Origin of the sequence: Microbacterium marinilacus, from assembly GCF_019753765.1 — a bacterium.
Taxonomy (GTDB): Bacteria; Actinomycetota; Actinomycetes; order Actinomycetales; family Microbacteriaceae; genus Microbacterium; species Microbacterium marinilacus.
This window is the reverse complement of record NZ_JAIJZW010000007.1, coordinates 150,002-168,426: the sequence shown is the minus strand read 5'-3', so window position 1 is coordinate 168,426 and position 18,425 is coordinate 150,002. Positions and strand designations below refer to the sequence as shown.

General features: G+C 72.0%; 19 protein-coding genes. 11 read left to right on the top strand and 8 right to left on the bottom strand.

All coding sequences use genetic code 11. The features are described from left to right. Positions 1-93 precede the first annotated feature (93 nt). Positions 94-1,425 (top strand): DUF8712 domain-containing protein, encoded by a 1,332-nt coding sequence (locus K5S26_RS12910; RefSeq protein WP_221858813.1) that lies wholly within the window; start codon positions 94-96, stop codon positions 1,423-1,425. Between the two features lie 36 nt (positions 1,426-1,461). Next, positions 1,462-2,601 carry a glycosyltransferase family 4 protein gene (locus K5S26_RS12905; RefSeq protein ID WP_221858811.1) on the top strand — a complete coding sequence of 380 codons (1,140 nt, stop codon included), beginning with the start codon at positions 1,462-1,464 and terminating at the stop codon, positions 2,599-2,601. A gap of 28 nt (positions 2,602-2,629) precedes the next feature. Here K5S26_RS12905 and K5S26_RS12900 read toward each other — a convergent pair whose 3' ends face one another. Together K5S26_RS12900 and K5S26_RS19195 are read right to left on the bottom strand one after the other, a co-directional pair. Beyond that, the gene (locus tag K5S26_RS12900; protein WP_221858809.1) at positions 2,630-3,898 is read right to left on the bottom strand and encodes a nucleotide sugar dehydrogenase; all 1,269 of its coding nucleotides are present in this window, start codon (positions 3,896-3,898) and stop codon (positions 2,630-2,632) included. A 156-nt stretch (positions 3,899-4,054) separates the two neighbouring features. Next, positions 4,055-4,894 carry a CPBP family intramembrane glutamic endopeptidase gene (locus K5S26_RS19195; RefSeq protein ID WP_221858803.1) on the bottom strand — a complete coding sequence of 280 codons (840 nt, stop codon included), beginning with the start codon at positions 4,892-4,894 and terminating at the stop codon, positions 4,055-4,057. Positions 4,895-4,957: 63 nt separating this feature from the next. Between K5S26_RS19195 and K5S26_RS12890 the strand changes: the two genes are divergently transcribed. From K5S26_RS12890 to glmM, 9 genes are all read left to right on the top strand, one after another. Next, complete coding sequence (locus tag K5S26_RS12890) at positions 4,958-5,539, top strand: arsenate reductase/protein-tyrosine-phosphatase family protein (RefSeq protein ID WP_308122959.1); 582 nt, start codon at positions 4,958-4,960, stop codon at positions 5,537-5,539. Positions 5,540-5,654: 115 nt separating this feature from the next. Beyond that, entirely contained in the window at positions 5,655-7,127 is a 1,473-nt protein-coding gene (locus tag K5S26_RS12885; protein ID WP_221858792.1) for a tyrosine-protein kinase domain-containing protein, read from the top strand. A gap of 7 nt (positions 7,128-7,134) precedes the next feature. Continuing rightward, a complete protein-coding gene (locus K5S26_RS12880; protein ID WP_221858784.1) occupies positions 7,135-8,058 on the top strand; it encodes a hypothetical protein in 924 nt (307 codons plus the stop codon). Between the two features lie 123 nt (positions 8,059-8,181). Then, positions 8,182-8,889 carry a hypothetical protein gene (locus tag K5S26_RS12875; protein ID WP_221858782.1) on the top strand — a complete coding sequence of 236 codons (708 nt, stop codon included), beginning with the start codon at positions 8,182-8,184 and terminating at the stop codon, positions 8,887-8,889. 167 nt (positions 8,890-9,056) lie between these two features. Continuing rightward, positions 9,057-10,016 (top strand): hypothetical protein, encoded by a 960-nt coding sequence (locus K5S26_RS12870; RefSeq protein ID WP_221858780.1) that lies wholly within the window; start codon positions 9,057-9,059, stop codon positions 10,014-10,016. Continuing rightward, entirely contained in the window at positions 10,013-10,519 is a 507-nt protein-coding gene (locus K5S26_RS12865) for an HNH endonuclease signature motif containing protein (protein WP_221858778.1), read from the top strand. The genes K5S26_RS12870 and K5S26_RS12865 overlap by 4 nt, the downstream gene beginning before the upstream one ends. A gap of 134 nt (positions 10,520-10,653) precedes the next feature. Then, positions 10,654-11,100 (top strand): 50S ribosomal protein L13, encoded by a 447-nt coding sequence (rplM, locus tag K5S26_RS12860; RefSeq protein ID WP_221858776.1) that lies wholly within the window; start codon positions 10,654-10,656, stop codon positions 11,098-11,100. 23 nt (positions 11,101-11,123) lie between these two features. Next, positions 11,124-11,591 (top strand): 30S ribosomal protein S9, encoded by a 468-nt coding sequence (gene rpsI, locus K5S26_RS12855; protein ID WP_221858774.1) that lies wholly within the window; start codon positions 11,124-11,126, stop codon positions 11,589-11,591. 21 nt (positions 11,592-11,612) lie between these two features. After that, the gene (gene glmM, locus K5S26_RS12850) at positions 11,613-12,968 is read left to right on the top strand and encodes a phosphoglucosamine mutase (protein WP_221858772.1); all 1,356 of its coding nucleotides are present in this window, start codon (positions 11,613-11,615) and stop codon (positions 12,966-12,968) included. Between the two features lie 11 nt (positions 12,969-12,979). Here the strand turns inward: glmM and K5S26_RS12845 are convergent, their stop codons facing one another. The 6 genes from K5S26_RS12845 to K5S26_RS12820 form a co-directional block, all read right to left on the bottom strand. Then, a complete protein-coding gene (locus tag K5S26_RS12845) occupies positions 12,980-13,741 on the bottom strand; it encodes a MerR family transcriptional regulator (RefSeq protein WP_221858770.1) in 762 nt (253 codons plus the stop codon). A 49-nt stretch (positions 13,742-13,790) separates the two neighbouring features. Then, entirely contained in the window at positions 13,791-15,026 is a 1,236-nt protein-coding gene (locus tag K5S26_RS12840) for an MFS transporter (RefSeq protein WP_221858768.1), read from the bottom strand. A gap of 83 nt (positions 15,027-15,109) precedes the next feature. Next, complete coding sequence (locus tag K5S26_RS12835; protein ID WP_221858766.1) at positions 15,110-15,691, bottom strand: RNA polymerase sigma factor; 582 nt, start codon at positions 15,689-15,691, stop codon at positions 15,110-15,112. Beyond that, the gene (locus K5S26_RS12830) at positions 15,688-16,452 is read right to left on the bottom strand and encodes a hypothetical protein (RefSeq protein ID WP_221858764.1); all 765 of its coding nucleotides are present in this window, start codon (positions 16,450-16,452) and stop codon (positions 15,688-15,690) included. The genes K5S26_RS12835 and K5S26_RS12830 overlap by 4 nt, the downstream gene beginning before the upstream one ends. Before the next feature lie 78 nt (positions 16,453-16,530). Then, positions 16,531-17,463, bottom strand: a complete 933-nt coding sequence (locus K5S26_RS12825; RefSeq protein WP_221858762.1) for a Ppx/GppA phosphatase family protein — start codon at positions 17,461-17,463, stop codon at positions 16,531-16,533. 50 nt (positions 17,464-17,513) lie between these two features. Then, positions 17,514-18,347, bottom strand: a complete 834-nt coding sequence (locus tag K5S26_RS12820) for a siderophore-interacting protein (protein ID WP_221858760.1) — start codon at positions 18,345-18,347, stop codon at positions 17,514-17,516. Between the last annotated feature and the right edge of the window lie 78 nt (positions 18,348-18,425).

Here is an 18,425-nt window from a genome sequence, read left to right as displayed (position 1 = left end):
GTTGCGAGCGCGGCGGCCCTGACGATCGCTTCTGCGTCTGCGGCCGAGACGCCCGGCCGCGTCGTCTTAGCTGCGCTGGCTTCGGGGACGTTCATGGCAGCAGTCGTCGCCGCCATCTCGGGCGGCACGAGTCCGAGATCTCTTTTCGATCTGCGGCTGGGGTCGTGGGTCGCAAGTTACGCCGTCGTTGCCTATGGCATATCAGCGGTGACGATCCTCTTGCCTCAATCAGGGTCGGTGCGATCAGTGCCCGCAGCGCTGGTGCCGACTGCCCTCGGCCTGCTCTGCATTGCTTTCGCTGCATTCGCCGTCGGCTATGCGGCAGGGGGCATGCGGCCGCTCGTCGCCCCCGTCGCTGCGCTTCTGCGCATGGTCGGCTCTTCGCGATCGCAGGCGCTTCGGTCTCCCGCAGCGCTGTGCGGAGTCTTCGGTCTCGGTGTGGTGGCGGATCTCTTGACCGCGCTGCTCGCAGGAAGGTTCGGCTATCTCGGAAACGCGACGCTTGCCACGGCTGACACGGCGCAGTGGTTCGCGCAGCCGCTGGTGATCGCCTCTGCGATGAAGACTCTCGCGATATTCGGATTGGCGATCCACGCGTTCTCTAGACGGCCGAGAGGACAGGCTGTCCTGTGGTCTGTGGTGTCGATCGCGGTCGTCATGGGGCTTATATCCGGTTTGAAGGAGAGCTTCGTCACAGTCGTTCTCGCGGTAGCGATCGGATACATCGTCGCAGGCCGCAAGCTCAGCCTCTCGTGGCTCGGTGCTGCGCTGGCGGCATTCGTCCTGGTCGTCACGCCCTTCGTCACGGAGCTTCGGACTGATGTGCGACAAGGCACACAGACCGTGAGCCTGAGCGACTCCGTCCAGCACGGATGGTCGCAGCTGTTCTCATCGGACGGCTATGTGGCGAATTCGGATCCTCTGGTGAACATCGTCCAAGTCGCGGCACGCGTGAGGGCCGTCGATAACCTTGCCTTGATCATCGAGAAGACCCCAGATCAAGTCGCATATCGCTCCGCTGGTGAGTTGATCTCGGCGCCGGTGGTCGGGTTAATACCGCGCTCGATCTGGCCCGACAAGCCCGTGCGCTTGACCGGGTACGATTTCTACAAGACTTACTACGGAGGCGAGGGGCAGTCGTCGAGCGCGGTCACCTTGCAGGGGTCGCTTTACATGTACGGCGGGCCGATGGTGGTCGTCCTGGGTATGGCGGTGGTGGGGACGTTCCTGCGCGCGCTGGACGACGGCCTACAGGCGCGGCGAAATCGGCACGGCGCCCTTGTCGTCGCCGTCCTGGCGCTGATCGTCACGAAGCAGGAGCTCGACGTCGCGAGCTTCTTGGCCGGAGTGCCCGTTCTCGCACTGACCTGTGTCGCCGGGCTTCTGCTGCTCTTCAAGCCGTCTTCGCGAGCGTCCAATGAGTGAGCACGTTCGTCGTCCTGCACGGCAGGAGCCGCGACGATGAGTCAGGGGATCAAGGTCGCCGTCCTGACCGCGCTGTTCCCGCCCGCGTATCGAGGTGGTGGTCCCATACGTTCCGCTGAGGCGATGGTGGCTGCGGCGCCCGTGAAGTATCGGCCTGTCGTGCTGACGGGCGATCGTGACCTGGGTTCGTCTGAGCCACTGCCGGTGGAGACAAATCGCTGGACGGACCACGACGGCTTTCCCGTCTACTACGTCAACACCCGATCAATCGGTGCGTTGGTGCGCGCTTTCCGGTCGGTGAGGCGGGAGAGGCCCGAGATCCTCCACTTCAACAGCTTCTTCGACCCGCGCCTCACCATCGTCCCGATCATGATGTGGCGATTGGGCTTCTGGGGACGACCGACGCTGCTGCTTGCGCCTCGCGGCGAGTTCGGGCGTGGTGCGATCCAGCGCCGTGCTGTGAAGAAGCGCCTCTATATGGCGCTCTTCCGGCTGCTCCGGATCGACCGGGCTGTCACCTGGCACTCGACGGCCGATCATGAGACGGAGGACATCAGGCGCGAGTGGGGAGCTGATGCGCGGATAGTGCTCCGCGAGAATCACACCCTTCTACCCAGAGAGCCTCTGGCGCCAGCCGTCCCGTCTGGGGACGTCGTGAGGCTCACGTTCGTGGGCCGAATCGTCGAACACAAAGGCCTTGCAGTCGCGATCGAGGCGGCATCCGATTCGGGCCCCCTCATCTTGGACGTGTACGGCGCGACTGAGGACAAGCAGTACGCAGACCACTGCGAGTCGCTTGCGAAGTCCGTGGCCGAGAACGTCACGGTGACGTTCAAGGGGTTGGTGGACGCGGGTGAGGTCAGGCAGGTGCTCTCCGGATACGACGGGCTGCTGATGCCGACGGCCGGAGAGAACTTCGGCCACGTGATCGCAGAGGCCTTGTCGGCGTCTTGCCCAGTGGTGGTCACGCCATACACGCCATGGACGGAGACGCTCGAGTCTGCGGGCATCATCGTGCCCGACCGGGATCCGTCGAGCTGGACGGCGGCGATCAAACGACTCAGCGCGATGTCCCCGGCGCAGCGCTCCGCATTGCGGCAGAACGCGGCGGATGCCTACCGCATGTGGCGGGCTCGTGAGAGCGCACCGCACGTCTGGGACATGGTCGCGCGCTGAATTCGGGAACGCACAGCGCGGGCGGTCGTCACAGCGTGCCGTCCGTCACATGGCCGAGACTGTTGCGAGTGTCCAGCACGGGTGTGTCGGTGTCGCGTAGGAGTTCAAGATCGAACTCATCGTGATCGGTGACGATGACGATGAGATCGGCGTCCCGCACCTCGTCGGAATCGAGCACGACGCGCCGGGCACCGGCCGGCCACCGATGATCCTCCACCAGCGGGTCAGCAGCGGAGACCGAGGCGCCGTAGCCTGACAGGAGCTCGATGATGCGCAATGCGGGCGCCTCCCGGCTGTCACCGGAGTTCTTCTTGTATGCGACGCCGACCACCAGAATGCGTGATCCGTTGAGCGACTTCCGGGATCGGTTGAGAAGCTCGATCGCCCTCTGCACGACATAGTCCGGCATATGCTCGTTCACCTCGTTAGCGAGGTCGACGAAGCGGAAGCTCTGCCCGAGGCTGCGACGAACCTGCCAGGAAAGGTAGCTCGGGTCCACGGGAAGACAGTGCCCGCCCACGCCAGGGCCCGGAGTGAACTTCATGAACCCGAACGGCTTCGTCGCGGCGGCGTCGATCGCCTCCCAGACATTCACGCCCAGCTGGTGGGCGAAGATGGCCAGTTCATTGACCAACGCGATGTTGACGTGCCGGAAGGTGTTCTCCAGCAGCTTCGTCAGCTCTGCTTCCTTCGTGGTGGAGACGGGCACGGTCACGTCCACGAGCGACGAGTAGAACGCCTGCACGCGCTCTAACGACTGCGTGTCGATGCCAGAGACGACCTTCGGCGTGTTCACGAAGGTGTACGTCTGGTTGCCAGGATCAATCCGTTCAGGGCTGTAGCCGACGAAGAAGTCCACGCCGGCCTTCAGCCCAGAGCCGCTCTCGAGGATCGGCACGAGCAGTTCTTGTGTCGTGCCGGGGTATGTCGTGGACTCGAGGACCACGGTGGCTCCGGGCGTGAGCTGGCCGGCGAGAGAAGCACCGGCGCTTTCGATGAACGACAGGTCCGGGAGCGTCTCACGCAGGGGAGTCGGCACGGTTATCACCGCGACGTGGAAAGCATGCGCCCGCGCGTAGTCGTCGGTCGCCACGTAGCGGCCAGAATCGAGCGCCGATCGCACCGCCTCCGACGAGATGTCCTCTACATACGAGCTTCCCTGCGTCAATGCATCCACACGCGACTGGTCCAGATCGATGCCGACCACGTTGTATCCGGCCTCGACCGCCCGCATGGCCAGCGGCAGGCCGACGTAGCCCTGACCGACGACGGCTACGAGTTCAGGCGCTGTGCTCATTTTCGGCTCAGTTCTCTTCGGCGGGCCGTGCGCACGTGGTTGTGAGGCGCGGTTCACGGACAGTGTGGCATGACGTGGCGTCATGGGAGTGGCGACGATCTCAGTCGCTGCTCGCCGCCTGGGACGAGACTCGCGGCGCCGACCCGCCTTCTCCCCTCACGCCAGCGCGGTGCCCACGAGCGCGAGCAGCGCCGCGCTCAGGTTGAAGACCAGGTGGGTCAGCACGGCCCCCCAGATGCGTCCGGTCAGGATCACGAGCGTGCCGAGGGCCGCGCCCACCAGTGTCCAGGTGACGGGCTGCTCCCAGGAGGTCATGCCGCCCGTGATCGCGTGCATCGCGACGAACGCGGCGGTCGAGGCGACGATCGCGAGCAGGGCACCGTCCAGGCCTCGGCGGGCTATGCGATAGACGGCGACGAGCACTACGCCGTGGAAGAGGAACTCCTCGATGACGGGCGACAGCAGCACCGGGCCCGCGACCGCCGTGAGCCAGAGCACGCCGGTCGACGCCCCGTCGCCGAGAGCGTACGAGGGGAACGTCCCGCCGCCGGCGGCGAGGTCGAGCCAGCCCTGCACCGTCCGCAAGGCGATGCCGAGGACGAGGGCGTAGACGACGTCCATGGTCCGGAACGCCAGGAGGCCCCGCGGCCGGCCCCGGCGGAAGGCGAGCGCGGTCGGCACCGCCATCCCGATCCAGAGCGCGGCGCCGGCCAGCACCGTCCCCGCCGCGCCCGGGACGGTCGTCCGCAGCAGCACCGACGCGATCACCGCCGCGCCCAGGCACAGCGCCGTCCAGCCGAGCAGCTCGGTGTCCCAGCGGCGGGCGGTGCGGCTGCCGTCGAGCCACGTGCGCGTGCTCTCGCGCACACGCTCCCGGCGCGGTGCGCTCGCCGCGGCCGCCGGCTCGGCCGCCACGGCGCCGTCGAGCAGGGCGCGGCGCGTGAGCGGGACAGAGGTGTCGTCGCGCTCGGCGGGGGAGTCGGCTGGCGTGGGCACAAGCCCACGGTAGCCGGGCCATAGGCTGGCGGGGGAGGTGTGGCGATGGTGAGGATCCTCACGGTGTGCACCGGCAACGTGTGCCGCTCGCCGCTGGCCGAGGCCCTGCTGCGGGAGGCGATCGGATCCGGCGCGCAGATCTCCAGCGCCGGCGTGCGCGCACTGGCGGGCGAGGGGATGACACCCGAGACGAGGCGCCTCGCCGGAGAGCACGGTGTGCCGCCCGCTGGGGTCGAGGGGCACGTCGCGCGGCAACTCACCGAGCAGATGCTGCACGAGTCGGACCTGGTACTCGCCATGGCGCGGGAGCACCGGCGGCGCGTCGTCGAGCTCGACCCCGGCCGCCTCCGCGTCACCTTCACGGCGCGCGAGCTCGAGCGGCTCGTGCGGGACGTGCCCGACGCCGAGATCGCCGAAGAGCTCGCCGGCGAGCGCGACCCGCGCACGCGCCTTCGGCTCGCGCTCGCCTACATCGCCTCGCTCCGGCACCTCAGCGAGCCTCCGGCCGACCCCGCCGACGACGACGTGCTCGACCCGTACGGCCGGTCGGGGGAGACGTACGAGGAGTCGGCCGCACAGCTGGTCCCCGCCCTCGAGCAGATCGCCCGGGTGCTGCGAGTCGTGCTCGCCCCCGACGCCCGCTGAGGCCGGCCCGCGCAGCACGGTGCGGGCGCGCCGCAGGCCCATCGAATGGCGCATCGACGGCGCCGTCGATCCGAGAGCGGGTATGCAAGGATTGCGGCAAATCGGAAAGGCGCGCGTGGAGCTCAGCGACTACATCCGCATCCTGCGGAAGAACTGGATCGTCATCGCGATCATCGTCCTCGTCGGCATCGGAGCCGCGGCGGTGTACTCCTTGACGCGCACCCCGCTGTACCAGTCGAGCAGCGAGATCATCGTGTCCACCCAGTCGGGCAGCACCAGCACCGAGCTCACCCAGGGCAACACCTACACGCAGGCCCGCGTGAACTCGTGGGTGCAGCTGGCGTCCTCGCCGAAGGTGCTCGACCCGGTGATCGCCGATCTCGGCCTGGACACCATCGCCTCCGAGCTCGCCAAGCGCGTCGCGGTCTCCAGCCCGCTCAACACCACGGTCGTGCAGACCACCGTCACCGACTCCGACCCGGCGCGCGCCGCCGACATCGCCAACGCCGTCGCCACCAGCCTCGCGTCGGCGATCGACGAGGTCGAGACCCTGCCCGACGCGCCGAGCCCCGTCAAGGTCACCCCCATCAGCACCGCGCTGCCCGCCGCGACCGCCAGCAGCCCCAACGTGCCGCTCAACCTCGCGCTGGGCGCCCTGGTGGGCCTCGCGCTCGGCGTCGCCTTCGCCGTGCTGCGCACCGTGCTCGACACCCGCATCCGCACGTCGCGTGACGTCATCGCGCTGACCGACCGGCCGATCATCGGCGCGATCCCGTTCGACGCCAAGGCCGACGAGCGCCCGCTCATCGTGCAGGCGGACCCCCTGAACCCCCGCAGCGAGGCGTTCCGTGCGCTGCGCACCAACCTCCAGTTCCTCGACCTCGAGGGCGGCCACAGCTTCGTCATCACCTCGAGCATCCCCGGCGAGGGCAAGTCGACGACGGCGGTGAACCTCGCCCTCGCCCTCGCCGACTCGGGCAAGCGCGTCGTGCTCATCGACGGCGACCTGCGAAAGCCCAAGGTCGCCGACTACCTCGGCATCGAGGGCGGCGTCGGCCTCACCGACGTGCTGATCGGCCGCGCCGAGCTCACCGACGTGCTGCAGCGCTGGGGGCGCCGCTCGCTGTACATCCTGCCCGCGGGCAAGGTGCCGCCGAACCCCAGCGAGCTGCTCGGCTCGAAGCGCATGCGCGAACTGCTCGAGGTCTTCCACCAGGACGCCGACATCGTGATCCTGGACGCCCCGCCGCTGCTGCCGGTCACCGACGCCGCCCTGCTGGCCAAGAGCACGAGCGGAGCGATCGTCGTCGCCGCGGCCGGCAGCACCCACCGCGGCCAGCTGGCCGGCGCGCTCGACGCGCTCGAGACCGTCAGCGCCCGCGTCGCCGGCATCGTGCTGTCGCGGGTGCCGACGCGAGGCCCGGACGCGTACGACTACGGCTACGGATACGGCTACGGGTACGGCTACGGCGCCGAGGAGGCGCAGGCCGCGCCCGCTGCCCGGCGCAGCACGGCGGCCGAGGCGCCCGCCGAGCCCGTGCGGCGACGGTCGAACGCGATCCCGCCGCCCCGAGACCCGTCCGTCTGACACGGCCGTGAGAAGTCCCCTGGTCGCGCGCAGGTGGACGGGCATCGTCCTCGTCGCGGTGCTCGCCGCCGTGGTGGGCGTGCTCGCGGTGCTGGCGCTCCAGCGGGGCTCCGGCGACGCGCCCGCCGCCGGGCCTGCCGGCACGGCCTCGCCGCCGGCCACCTCGGCCGACACGACGCCCTCCCCGACGCCGACGCGTGTCGACGTCCCCGAGCCCGTGGCACGCGACGCCGAGCGCCTGCTCGCCGCGGCCGACGGCGTCCTGTGGCGCGGCACCGCCGGCTCGTGCGCCGACGGTGTCACCCCCGTGCTCGAGCGCTCGGACGACGACGGAGCCGCCTGGACCGACGTCACGCCCGCCTACCGCGGCATCACCCAGCTGATCGCGCTCGACGGGTTCGCGCAGGACCAGGCGCAGCTGATCGCCACCGTGCTCGACGACGCCTCGGACGCCGACGCCTGCGACCCGCGCGCCATGCGCACCTTCAGCGACGGCGCCTTCTGGAGCGACTACGACGACGTGCTGGCGGCGGCGAGCTACCCCGCCCCCGGCGCCGCGGCCGTGACGACGCCGAGCGGAGACGTCGACGCGCCGTGCCCCGAGCCGCGCAGCGTGCGCAGCGACGACGGGCGGCTGGCGCTGGTGTGCGACGGCCGGGCGCTGCGCGGCGACAGCGCCGACTGGTCCGACGCGGGCGTGCCCGCCGCGCTCGCCGTGGCGCCCGCGGGCGACGCCCTGTACGTCGCCCACGTCGCCGCCGACTGCGCCGGCGTGCAGGTCTCGGTGGTCTCCGGCGCGGGCGACGTCACGGCCGTGGCGTGCGACGAGGAGGCCGACCCGGCATCCGCCGTCGCTCTCGATGCCGATGCGGACGGCGTGTGGACGTGGGCGGGCGACGAGGTGCGGCGATTCGAGAACGCCGCGCAGTGACGCCGCGCAGTGATGCCGCGCAGGGATGCCGCGTGGCGCGGCAGGGTGCGGCGGAAAGGGCGCCGCGCCGTCCTCGCGGATGTGCGAGGATGACGCAGCGTCGCATGTGAGAAGGAGAGCCGGATGTCGCGGATGATCGCCGTCGGCCGGTGGACCCGATACGTGCTGCTCGTCGCCGTCGCGGCGACCGCCCTGGTGCTGATCGTCACGGCCGTCGTGCGCGGCGCCGCCGGCTCCGACGCGGCGCCCGTGCCCGAGCAGACGGCCGAGCCGGTGGCGATGACGACCCCCGAGCCGGCGACGCCGCAGACCGACCCGGAGGCGCGCTTCCTCGCCCTCGACGGCGGCGGCGTCCTGTGGCGCGGAGTCGCCGGCTCGTGCGCCGAGGGCATCCTGCCGACGCTGGAGCGCACGGCCGACGCGATCGCCTGGAGCTCCGCGACGCCCGACGACGCCGCCGAGCTGCTGGCGCTGGTCCCCGGCGGAGCGCGCGACCAGGCGCTCGTGGCGATCGCGCTCGACGACGGATCGTGCACCCCGGCCGGCCGCGCGACCACGGCCGACGGCCAGGGGTGGGAGGACGCGGGTGCGCCCTACCCGGTCCACGCCGAGCTGCCGGACGGCGGTCTCGTGGCGACCGAGGACGGCTACGTGGCCCTCGCGGACGCGGACTGCGAGGGCGTGTCGTTCATGGCCGCCGACGGGTCGTGGGTCGCCTGCGAGCCGTCGCTCGACGCGGATGCGCCGCTCGCGATCGACTACGCGGACGGACGGCTCTACGTCTGGAGCGGGGACGTGCTGACCTCGCTCGAGGTGGTCGCGGCGGGCTGAGCCGCGAGCGGCGGAGGCGGCGCGTGGCGCGTGGCGGCGCCCATCGCGGTGCCGGAGTCTCGTCCACATCCCGCCCGGCGGCCGAGTTGTCCACGGGCTCGCGGATTCCGACCCTGAACAGGGGATATCCGCGGCGCCATGTCGGTGGCCACGACGAGGATCGACCCATGGACTTCCTCTCCGACCTCGAGCAGCGCATCGCCGCCGTCAGCGCCTTCGCCGCGCTCGACGTCGCCGCGGCGGCGCGCCGGTCGGACGACGACATCGTGCGCCTCATCGAGGCCGGATCGGCGCTGGTGCGAGTGGGGGAGCGACTGCGCGCGGTCGCCGCGGGGGTCGCGGCGACCCGGTCGGTGCGCGAGAGCGGGCACGCCGGTCTCGCGCAGGCGCGGGGGCACCGTGACGCCGTCTCGCTGGTGCAGCAGCTGTCAGGCTCCACGAGGTCTGACGCCGCCAAGCAGGTGCGACTCGGCGAGTCGCTGCTGGAGGCCTCGATGGAGATCGGCCGTGTCGAGGCGGGGCCCGGCGCGATGGAGGAGTCGCCGAGAGGCCTGCCCTGGCATGCGGTCGTGGACGCCGCCGTGCTCGCCGGCGGCGTCACGGTCGCGCAGGCCGATGCGATCCTGCGCGGGCTGGGAGACCCGCCGGCTGACCCGGGCGACGTCGCACCCGGCAGGCAGGCCGTCGAGGCATGGGGCATCGCCGCACAGCAGCTCTTGGACGAGGTGCCGGTTCGCACGGTGGAGGAGCTCGCGGCGGCGGGGCGGCAGATCCGCGATCGGCTCGACGCGGAGGGCGCGGAGGCGCGCTACCTCGCGCGGCACGAGGCGCGGTCGTTCCGGATGTGGACGGATGCCGACGGCATCCACCACGCGAAGCTCCGGTTCGACGACCACGGTGCCGCGTGGGTGCGGTCGATGCTCGACTCCGCCCTGCGGCCGCGGCGCGGCGGCCCGAGGTTCGTCGACCCGGAGGAGGCGGCGACCGCAGGCGACCTGATCGCCGACCCGCGCTCGAACGATCAGCTCGCCTACGACCTGATCATCGACGTGCTGCGGGCGGGGCGCTCGCCGACGCATCGAAGGTCTTCGGCGCGCGGCAGCCCGGCGTGCGCGTGGTCGTCATGAAGGATGCGCTCGACGAGGGCGTCGGCCACCTCGAGGACGGCGGCGACACGCTGCCCGCCGCCGCGGTCGCCCAGGCGGTGTGCGGCGTCGGCACCGTGGACGTGACGGTCGACTCGTGCGGCAACCCGCTCGACGTCGGGCGGGAGCACCGCCTCTTCACGCCCCGGCAGCGCATCGCCCTCGCCGTGCGCGACGGGGGATGCGTGTGGCCGAGGTGCACGATGCCCGCGTCATACGGCGAGGCGCACCATATCGACGAGTGGGCGGCCCACGGAGGCCGCACGGATGTCGACCGGGGCGTGCTGCTCTGCCGCTATCACCACATGAGCCTGCATCACCGCGGCTACCGCATCCGGCGCGACGGCACCGGACCGCTGATGCTGCACCCGCCCGAGGGCCCGCCCGTCGAGCTGCGGTCGCGGTCGCCCCTGCGATGGCGGTGGGAGCCGCCGCCCGACCGCGTCCGCCTGCACGGGTTCGCGCCCGGGCGTGTCGTACGATAGGATCTTCCTTTGGTGCCCACTGCGGGCACAGCGAACGTGAGCCCTCCACCGGCTGGTTTGCCCGGCATCGCCGGGAGAACCGCCCCGGAGTGGGATTCACGAACGACTCCGTTCGAAAAGAAAGCAGCACTACTGTGACGCGCACTTACACCCCGAAGGCCGGTGAGGCCCAGCGCGAGTGGCTCGTGATCGACGCCACCGACGTCGTCCTCGGACGCCTCGCCTCGCACGCCGCCGCGCTCCTGCGTGGCAAGCACAAGGCCACCTTCGCCCCCCACATGGACATGGGCGACTTCGTCATCATCGTGAACGCCGACAAGGTCGCGCTCACGGGCCAGAAGCTCGAGCAGAAGAAGGCCTACCGTCACTCGGGCTACCCGGGCGGCCTCAAGGCCGTCTCGTACTCCGAGCTGCTCGAGAAGAACCCCGTCCGCGCCGTCGAGAAGGCCATCCGCGGCATGCTCCCCAAGAACTCGCTGGGTCGCCAGCAGCTCTCGAAGCTGAAGGTGTACGTCGGTGCCGAGCACCCGCACGCCGCGCAGCAGCCCAAGACCTTCACCCTCGACCAGGTCGCCCAGTAAGCGCCGGCATCCAAGGATTCAACGTGACTGACATCGACACTCAGAACTACTCGACCGAGACGCCGGCCTCCGAGGAGACCTCGGCGCCCCGTGCCGTCCTCAACGTCTCCGGCGCCGCCGTGGGCCGTCGCAAGCAGGCCATCGCCCGCGTGCGCGTCGTCCCCGGCTCGGGCACGATCACGGTCAACGGCCGCACCCTCGAGGACTACTTCCCGAACAAGCTGCACCAGCAGCTGATCAACGACCCGTTCACCGTGCTGAGCCTCGGTGGCGCGTACGACGTGGTCGCCCGCATCTCGGGCGGCGGCCCCTCGGGCCAGGCCGGCGCGCTGCGCCTCGCCATCGCCCGTGCGCTGAACGAGATCGACCGTGAGAACAACCGCCCGACCCTCAAGAAGGCCGGCTTCCTCACGCGCGACGCCCGCGTCATCGAGCGCAAGAAGGCCGGTCTCAAGAAGGCCCGCAAGGCGTCGCAGTTCTCGAAGCGCTAAGGCGCTCGAGGCACATCCCCGATGCCGCTTTTCGGCACGGACGGCGTACGAGGACTCGCCAACGGCATCCTCACCGCCGACCTGGCACTGTCCCTGGCCCAGGCGACCGCGGTCGTCCTGGGCCAGGGCCGTTCGGCCGAGGCCCGACGCGCTGAAGGGCGCCGGGCCGCGGTCGTCATCGGTCGCGACCCGCGCATCTCGGGCGAGTTCCTGAGCGCCGCGGTCGCCGCCGGCCTCGCGGCCTCCGGGATCGACGTCTACGACGCGGGCGTCATCCCCACCCCCGGGCTCGCCTTCCTCGTCGCCGACCGCGACGCCGACTTCGGCGTGATGGTCTCGGCGTCGCACAACCCCGCGCCCGACAACGGCATCAAGATCTTCGCGCGGGGCGGCGTGAAGCTGCCCGACATCGTCGAGCAGCGCATCGAGCAGTCCATGAGCGGCGCCAAGCTGCTGCCCACGGGCGGCGACGTCGGCCGCATCCGCCGCTTCGCCGACGCCGAGGACCGCTACGTGCTGCACCTGCTGCAGTCGCTGCCGCACCGCCTCGACGGCATGCACGTCGTGCTCGACTGCGCCCACGGCGCGGCCGCAGGCGTCTCGCCCGAGACGTTCCGCGACGCGGGCGCCCGGGTCACGGTCATCGGCGCCGAGCCCGACGGCGTCAACATCAACGACGGCGTCGGATCGACCCACCTCGACCAGCTCACCGCAGCGGTGCTGCGCACGGGAGCCGACGTCGGGATCGCCCACGACGGCGACGCCGACCGCTGCCTCGCCGTCGACGCGCAGGGGCGCGTCATCGACGGCGACCAGATCATGGCGATCCTCGCCGCCTCCATGCACGAGCGCGGCGTGCTCCGCAACGACACGCTCGTGACCACCGTCATGAGCAACCTCGGCCTGCACATGGCGATGCGCGAGCGCGGCATCCACGTCGTCCAGACGGCGGTGGGCGACAGGTACGTCGTCGAGGCCATGAACGAGGGCGGACACTCGCTCGGCGGCGAGCAGTCGGGCCACGTCATCATGAGCGACTTCGCCACCACGGGCGACGGCCTGCTCACCGGGCTGCACCTCGTCGCCGAGATGGCGCGGACCGGCAAGACCCTCGCCGAGCTCGCCTCGATCATGACCGTCTACCCGCAGGTGATGGTCAACGTGCGAGACGTCGACCGCTCCCGCGTGTCCGACGAGGGCGTCCAGCAGGCCGTGCGCGAGGTCGAGGCCGAGCTCGGCGACACCGGTCGCGTGCTGCTGCGCGCGTCGGGCACCGAGCAGCTGGTGCGCGTGATGGTGGAAGCGGCCGACGAGGACTCCGCCGAGCGCTACGCCGCTCGCCTCGCGGACGTCGTTCGCGAGCGCCTGGGCCTCTAGCGGGCGCGCGCTCAGCGGGACGCGCGCGCCCCGTCGGCGTCCTCCGACCAGGCCAGGAGACGCTCCTGCACGAGCTCCAGCACGCGCCGCTGAGCCGGGTTCATGTGCTCGACGGCGAGGGCCGTCAGCGCGTCGGTGCTCAGTGCGTCGCTCGGGATGTCCGGCACCTCCGGGAAGCTGCTGCCGTGGGCGGCGAGGAACTCCTGGGTCACCGACGCCGCCCGGTCGACGAGCGGCGCGATCCGCTGCTCGGTCGCATCGGGCGGCAGCTGCTGGATCGCCGTGTTGACGTGCAGCAGCTCCTCCGGCGCGTCGTTCAGCGCGTCGACCATGGCGCGGGTGTCCTCGGCGGGCATCAGATGGGTCAGCAGGATCGCGATGTTGCGCGACGCGGGATCGTCGCCGAGCGCCTCCATCGCGAGCAGGGCGTCGGACGACAGGTCGGGCGACGCCCCCAGCTCGATGAGCTCGTCGACCTCCGCGCGCACGCGCTCGAGGCCGGCGATCCTCGTGTCGAGCTCGTCTCGGAGCCCGCGCAGCGACTCGGCGCCGTCCTGCTCCGACTCGAGCATGCGCGCCACGTCGTCGAGCCCGAAGCCCAGCGCGCTGAGGCGGTGGATGCGCAGCGCGAGCACCAGGTGCCGGGCCGTGTACTGCTTGTAGCCGTTGGTGCGCCGCTCGGGCTGCGGCAGCAGGCCGACGTCGTGCCAGTGCCGGATCGATCGCAGGGTCACGCCCGCGAGGTCCGCGAGCTGCCGGGTGCTCCAGGCCACGATCAGTCCTCCTTGCGTTCTCGTCGACGACGCCGCGGCGACAGGTCCATCATGTCCGGGGATCCGCGTCCAGGGATCGGAAGGCGGGCGCGATGAGCGCCACGACCGCGGTGACCACGATCACTCCCGCGACTCCGATCCCCGCCGCGAGCAGGCCGAACCCGGAGGCGACGGCGGCGATGGGCGCCGCCGTGAGGGCGGGCGCCGCCAGCATCAGCGCGTTCTGCGCGCCGAGCACCCTCCCGCGCATCGCGTCCGGGGTGGCCTCGATGGTCGCCACCCCCAGTGCCGCCGACATCGGGCCGTTGGTGAGGCCGACGAGCACCGCCGCGGCGAGCACCAGCCACGGGGCGGCGAGGGCGCCGATCGCGCTGAAGCCGACCACCAGGCCGACCATGCCGATCACGAACCAGGTGCGCCGCGAGACCTTGCCGACCGTCGCCGCGTAGACGCCGGCGCTCAGCAGGCCGCCGACCGCGATGCCCGTCGCCGCGAAGCCGCTGAACTGCGGCAGCTCCTCGGCGGTGAAGTACGCGGGCAGGATCGTCGCCTGCAACGCCGCGATCACCGCGACGAGCACCGCCGACAGCAGGCTCGCACCCCGCACCAGCCGATGCCCCAGCAGGAACCGCCAGCCGGAGACCAGCTCGACCAGCACTCCGCGGACGCCGCCGCGTGGCGCCACCTCGTCGCCCCGCGCCACGTCCCCTGCCCGGGGGGACAGCGCGAGCGAGGCCAGGGCGGCGGCCAGGCTCATGCCCGCGGTGATGAGCAGCGCCGTCGACGTGACCCCGAACGCCCACACCAGCAGGCCGCCGATGCCGGGGCCGATCAGCATCAGCGCGCCCGCCAGCGCCTCCCGGACGCCCACCAGCCGGTCGAGCGCGCCCACCCGCCCGCCGGCGAGCTGCACGAGCCGCGGCAGCATCGTCTCGCGCGCCGTCATCCCCGGCATGTCGCCCAGCGAGCCGATCACGCCGAGCACGATGAACCAGGTCAGGTTCAGGCCCCACAGCGCGTCGACCAGCGGCACTGCGGCGACCGAGAGCGCTGACAGCACGTCGCTGACGATCGCCACCGTCCGCCGGTTCACGCGGTCGACCACGACCCCCGCCAGCACGCCCACCACGGCCGCGACCGCCGCGGTCACCGACGCCAGCACGCCGGCGGCGAGGATGTCGCCGGTCTTGGCGAGCACCAGCAGCGGGAACAGCACCGACGCGACGCCGTTGCCGAGCAGCGACAGGCTGTACGACCCCAGATAAACCCATGTGTTCGGACCCATGGCCCCATCACAGACCGTGCCGTCGCGGCATGGTCAAGTCGGGGCGAGCGGCCACGGACGAGGCCGCCCGCCCCGCGCCCGCCTCAGTCGCGGTCGAGAGCGGCGTACGAGCGCCGCAGGCGGGCGAGGGCCCGGTGATAGCGGGTGCGCGCAGCGCCCGGGCGGATGCCGAGCACGCGCCCGGCGTCGGCGACGGAGAGCTCCTCCCAGATCACGAGCCGGATCAGCTCCTGGTCTCGTTCGGGCAGGAGCGCGAGCGCCTCTGCGGCGACGAACGCCTCGTCGGGGACGGGCGGGACCGGCGTCGCCGCCGCGGCGCGAAGCGCGCTGTCCGCGGTGGCGCGGCGCACGCGGCCGCGGTGGTGGTTCGCACGCACCCTGCGGGCGATGCCGTACGCCCACGCGCGGCGTTCGTCGTCGGCGTGGGGCAGCCGCGACCGGTGTCGCCAGAGCGCGAGCAGCGTCTCGGACGTGCAGTCGGCGGCATCGTCCGCGGGCGTGACCCGGCGGGTGAAGTAGCGGAGCAGAAGCGGCACGAGGGGAGCGACGGCCGCCTCGAACGCCCGCTCGGCGTCCCGTTCCCGCGACGCGCTGTCGGCAGAGGCCGCCGTGAAGGCGGCGGCGCCGGAGGGGATCTCGCCGGTCATGGCGCCGTCGAGGCTCACCGCTGCGCCTCGCGGGCCTCGTCGTAGATCTCCGCCCCGAGGGCCGACCGGTCGACGCCGTCCCACCCGGGAGCGTTCTCGATCTGCGCGAGGGCCTGCGCCGCCTCCGCGTCCCCGGTGGCGACGCGCCGCGCGAACGCGTGCATGGTGTCGGTGACGCCGCCGCCGTCCGTCGCCACCATCGCCGGCCAGCCGGCCGCCTCGCCCAGCACCTCGGTCGCCCTCGCCCGCGCGGCGGCGTCGCCGGCGTCGTGCGCGGCGATCCAGGCGCCGATCCAGTCGCGGTAGGCCTCCGACTCGAACGTCCGACGGACGAGGGTCTCCTGCGCGAGAGCGTCGTCGTGGGCGAGCGCGTCCACGACGCGCGCGGTGAGCGCCTCGCGGGTGACTCCCGGCGCGAGGGGCAGCCATTCGGGATAGAGCGACGCGACGACGTCCGGGAGATCGTCGGCGCCGAGGTCGAGCCACTCGGTGTCGTCCGACTCGGTGCTGAAGAAGGAGCCGCGGTCGTCCCCCGGGTTCGGGGATCCGAACCATCCCGTGCGGGCGGCGAATCCCGTCGCCACGGCCCCGACGGGCACGCCCACGACGACGAGCGCGGCGAGCGCGGCCGCCCAGAAGACCCGACGGCGGCGCGGCGGGCGGTGGGGACGCGCGCGCCGCACGGCTGCCGTCGCCTCCGCCGTGTCGAGGGCGATCGCCGCCGCGGGATCCGCGGCGCGCAACGCGTCGAGAAGAGGGATGTCGGGTCGTGGCGTCATCGGGTGCTCCATCCTGGGCTGAACACCTCGTTCATGTCCGCGTCCCGGCGAAGCGTTACACCCGCCTCGCCCGGCGGGTCAGCTCCAGCCGAGCTCCTCGATGTAGCGCAGCATGACGCCCTCGCGCAGCGCCCACGGCGAGACCTCGAGCTCCGACACGTTCAGCGCCTTCATGGCCTCGTGCAGCACCACGGCCCCCGCCGTGATCTGCACCGTGCGCTCGGGCGTGATGCCCGGCAGCTCCTTGCGCACCGCGGCGGGGATGCGCGCGAGGCGCGGGATCCACTGCCCGAGGGACTGCCGCGGCAGCACCATCCGCGGCGTGCCCGACCACCCGTTGCGGGGGAAGCCCGCGAGCCTCGCCAGCGAGCGGATCGTCTTCGACGAGCCGACGACGTGATCCGCGCGGGGTGCGCCCTTGAGCGTCGCGGCGATCGGCTCCAGCACCTGCGCGGCGTGCGCCCGCAGTTCGGCGACGGCCTTCTCCCCGGGAGGATCCTCCATCAGGTAGGCGAGCGTCATCCGGCCCGCGCCCAGCGGCACCGACTCGGCGTAGTCGGGCAGGTCCTCGTCGCCCGCGGCGATCTCGAGCGACCCGCCGCCGATGTCGAACAGCAGGATGCGCCCGGCCGACCACCCGAACCAGCGACGGACGGCGAGGAACGTGAAGCGCGCCTCGGTCTCGCCCCCGAGCACCTGCAGGGGCTGGCCCAGCGCCTCCTCGATGCGGGCGATGACCTCGGCGCCGTTGGCCGCCTCGCGCACGGCCGACGTCGCGGTGGGCAGCAGCTCCTCGACCTTCTCCTCGCCGGCGAGGTCGCGGGCGCGGCTGACGGCATCGACGAGGGCGCGGACGCCCTCCTCCGAGATCGCTCCTCCGGGAGTGAGGTACCGCATCAGCCGCAGCACCGTGCGGTGGCTGGACGCGGCGAGCGGCCGCCCACCCGGATGCGCGTCGGCGACGAGCAGGTGCACGGTGTTGGATCCGATGTCGAGCACTCCCAGACGCACGGGAAAAGCGTAGTGGGTGGGTGCGGCTCGGCACACCGCCGCCGGCGCTGTCAGCGACGCCAGTAGGCGCAGAAGTCGATGCGGTCCTTCGGGACGCCCGACTCGAGGAGATGCGCCCGGGCCGCGAGGGTGGCCGACCCCTCGCCCACGATGTAGGCGGCCGACCCGGGGTCGACCGCCGCCGAGCGCAGCGTCTCCAGAGCCGCCGAGCCGACGGCGGCATGGCCGTCGCGCAGTGCCCACTCGACGTCGAAGCCGGGCAGCTCGCGCCGGTCGTCCGCGTCGCCGATCTCGACGATGCAGCGCACGGCACGTCGCGCGCCGGACCCGTCGCCCGCCTCGGCCGCCAGCGAGCGGGCGATCCCCTCGACGCCCGGCAGGCCCGTCTCGTCCGCCACGATGACCAGCGGGCCGTCGTGCTCGGCCCCGCGATGGATCCGCCCCTGGTCGAGCAGGCCCACCCGGTCGCCGGGCCGCGCTCGCAGGCACCAGCGCGCCGCCTCGCCCTCCACGTCGCCGGACTGCCCGGCGTGCAGCACGAAGTCGACGTCGAGCAGCCAGCGCTCCCCGTCGCGTCGCGCGTCGCGGATCGTGTAGTTGCGCACGATCGGACGCGTCTCGTCCGGCATCGCCAGCAGGCGCGAGTACCAGCCGTCGGCGCCGCCGAAGGGCAGCACGAGCTCCCGATCCGCCGCGGCGAAGAACAGCCGGAACCAGTGGTCGTGGCCGAGGTAGTCGAACTCCTGCTCGAAGCCGTCGCCGAGGCTGCCCAGGGTGACGCGGCGGAAGGACGGCGAGACCGTCCGGGCCTCGACCACCTCGAAGGTGCGGACGGAGGCGGATGCGGGCTTGAGGGAGCGCGTTGCGGGGAGTTCCTGGGTCATGAGAGGTCGATTCCCGCGGGTGGGGCGGGCCCGGCCCAGACCGCGCCCCCCCCCGGGGGAAATAGGAAGCGGACGAAC

Bases quoted from the DNA above. Each gene is read 5' to 3' on its own strand.
- K5S26_RS12910 (WP_221858813.1), top strand. From the start codon at position 94: ATGGCAGCAGTCGTCGCCGCCATCTCGGGCGGCACGAGTCCGAGATCT.
- K5S26_RS12905 (WP_221858811.1), top strand. From the start codon at position 1,462: ATGAGTCAGGGGATCAAGGTCGCCGTCCTGACCGCGCTGTTCCCGCCC.
- K5S26_RS12900 (WP_221858809.1), bottom strand. From the start codon at position 3,898: ATGAGCACAGCGCCTGAACTCGTAGCCGTCGTCGGTCAGGGCTACGTC.
- K5S26_RS12875 (WP_221858782.1), top strand. From the start codon at position 8,182: ATGTCGCGGATGATCGCCGTCGGCCGGTGGACCCGATACGTGCTGCTC.
- K5S26_RS12870 (WP_221858780.1), top strand. From the start codon at position 9,057: ATGGACTTCCTCTCCGACCTCGAGCAGCGCATCGCCGCCGTCAGCGCC.
- K5S26_RS12865 (WP_221858778.1), top strand. From the start codon at position 10,013: ATGAAGGATGCGCTCGACGAGGGCGTCGGCCACCTCGAGGACGGCGGC.
- glmM (WP_221858772.1), top strand. From the start codon at position 11,613: ATGCCGCTTTTCGGCACGGACGGCGTACGAGGACTCGCCAACGGCATC.
- K5S26_RS12840 (WP_221858768.1), bottom strand. From the start codon at position 15,026: ATGGGTCCGAACACATGGGTTTATCTGGGGTCGTACAGCCTGTCGCTG.
- K5S26_RS12830 (WP_221858764.1), bottom strand. From the start codon at position 16,452: ATGACGCCACGACCCGACATCCCTCTTCTCGACGCGTTGCGCGCCGCG.
- K5S26_RS12820 (WP_221858760.1), bottom strand. From the start codon at position 18,347: ATGACCCAGGAACTCCCCGCAACGCGCTCCCTCAAGCCCGCATCCGCC.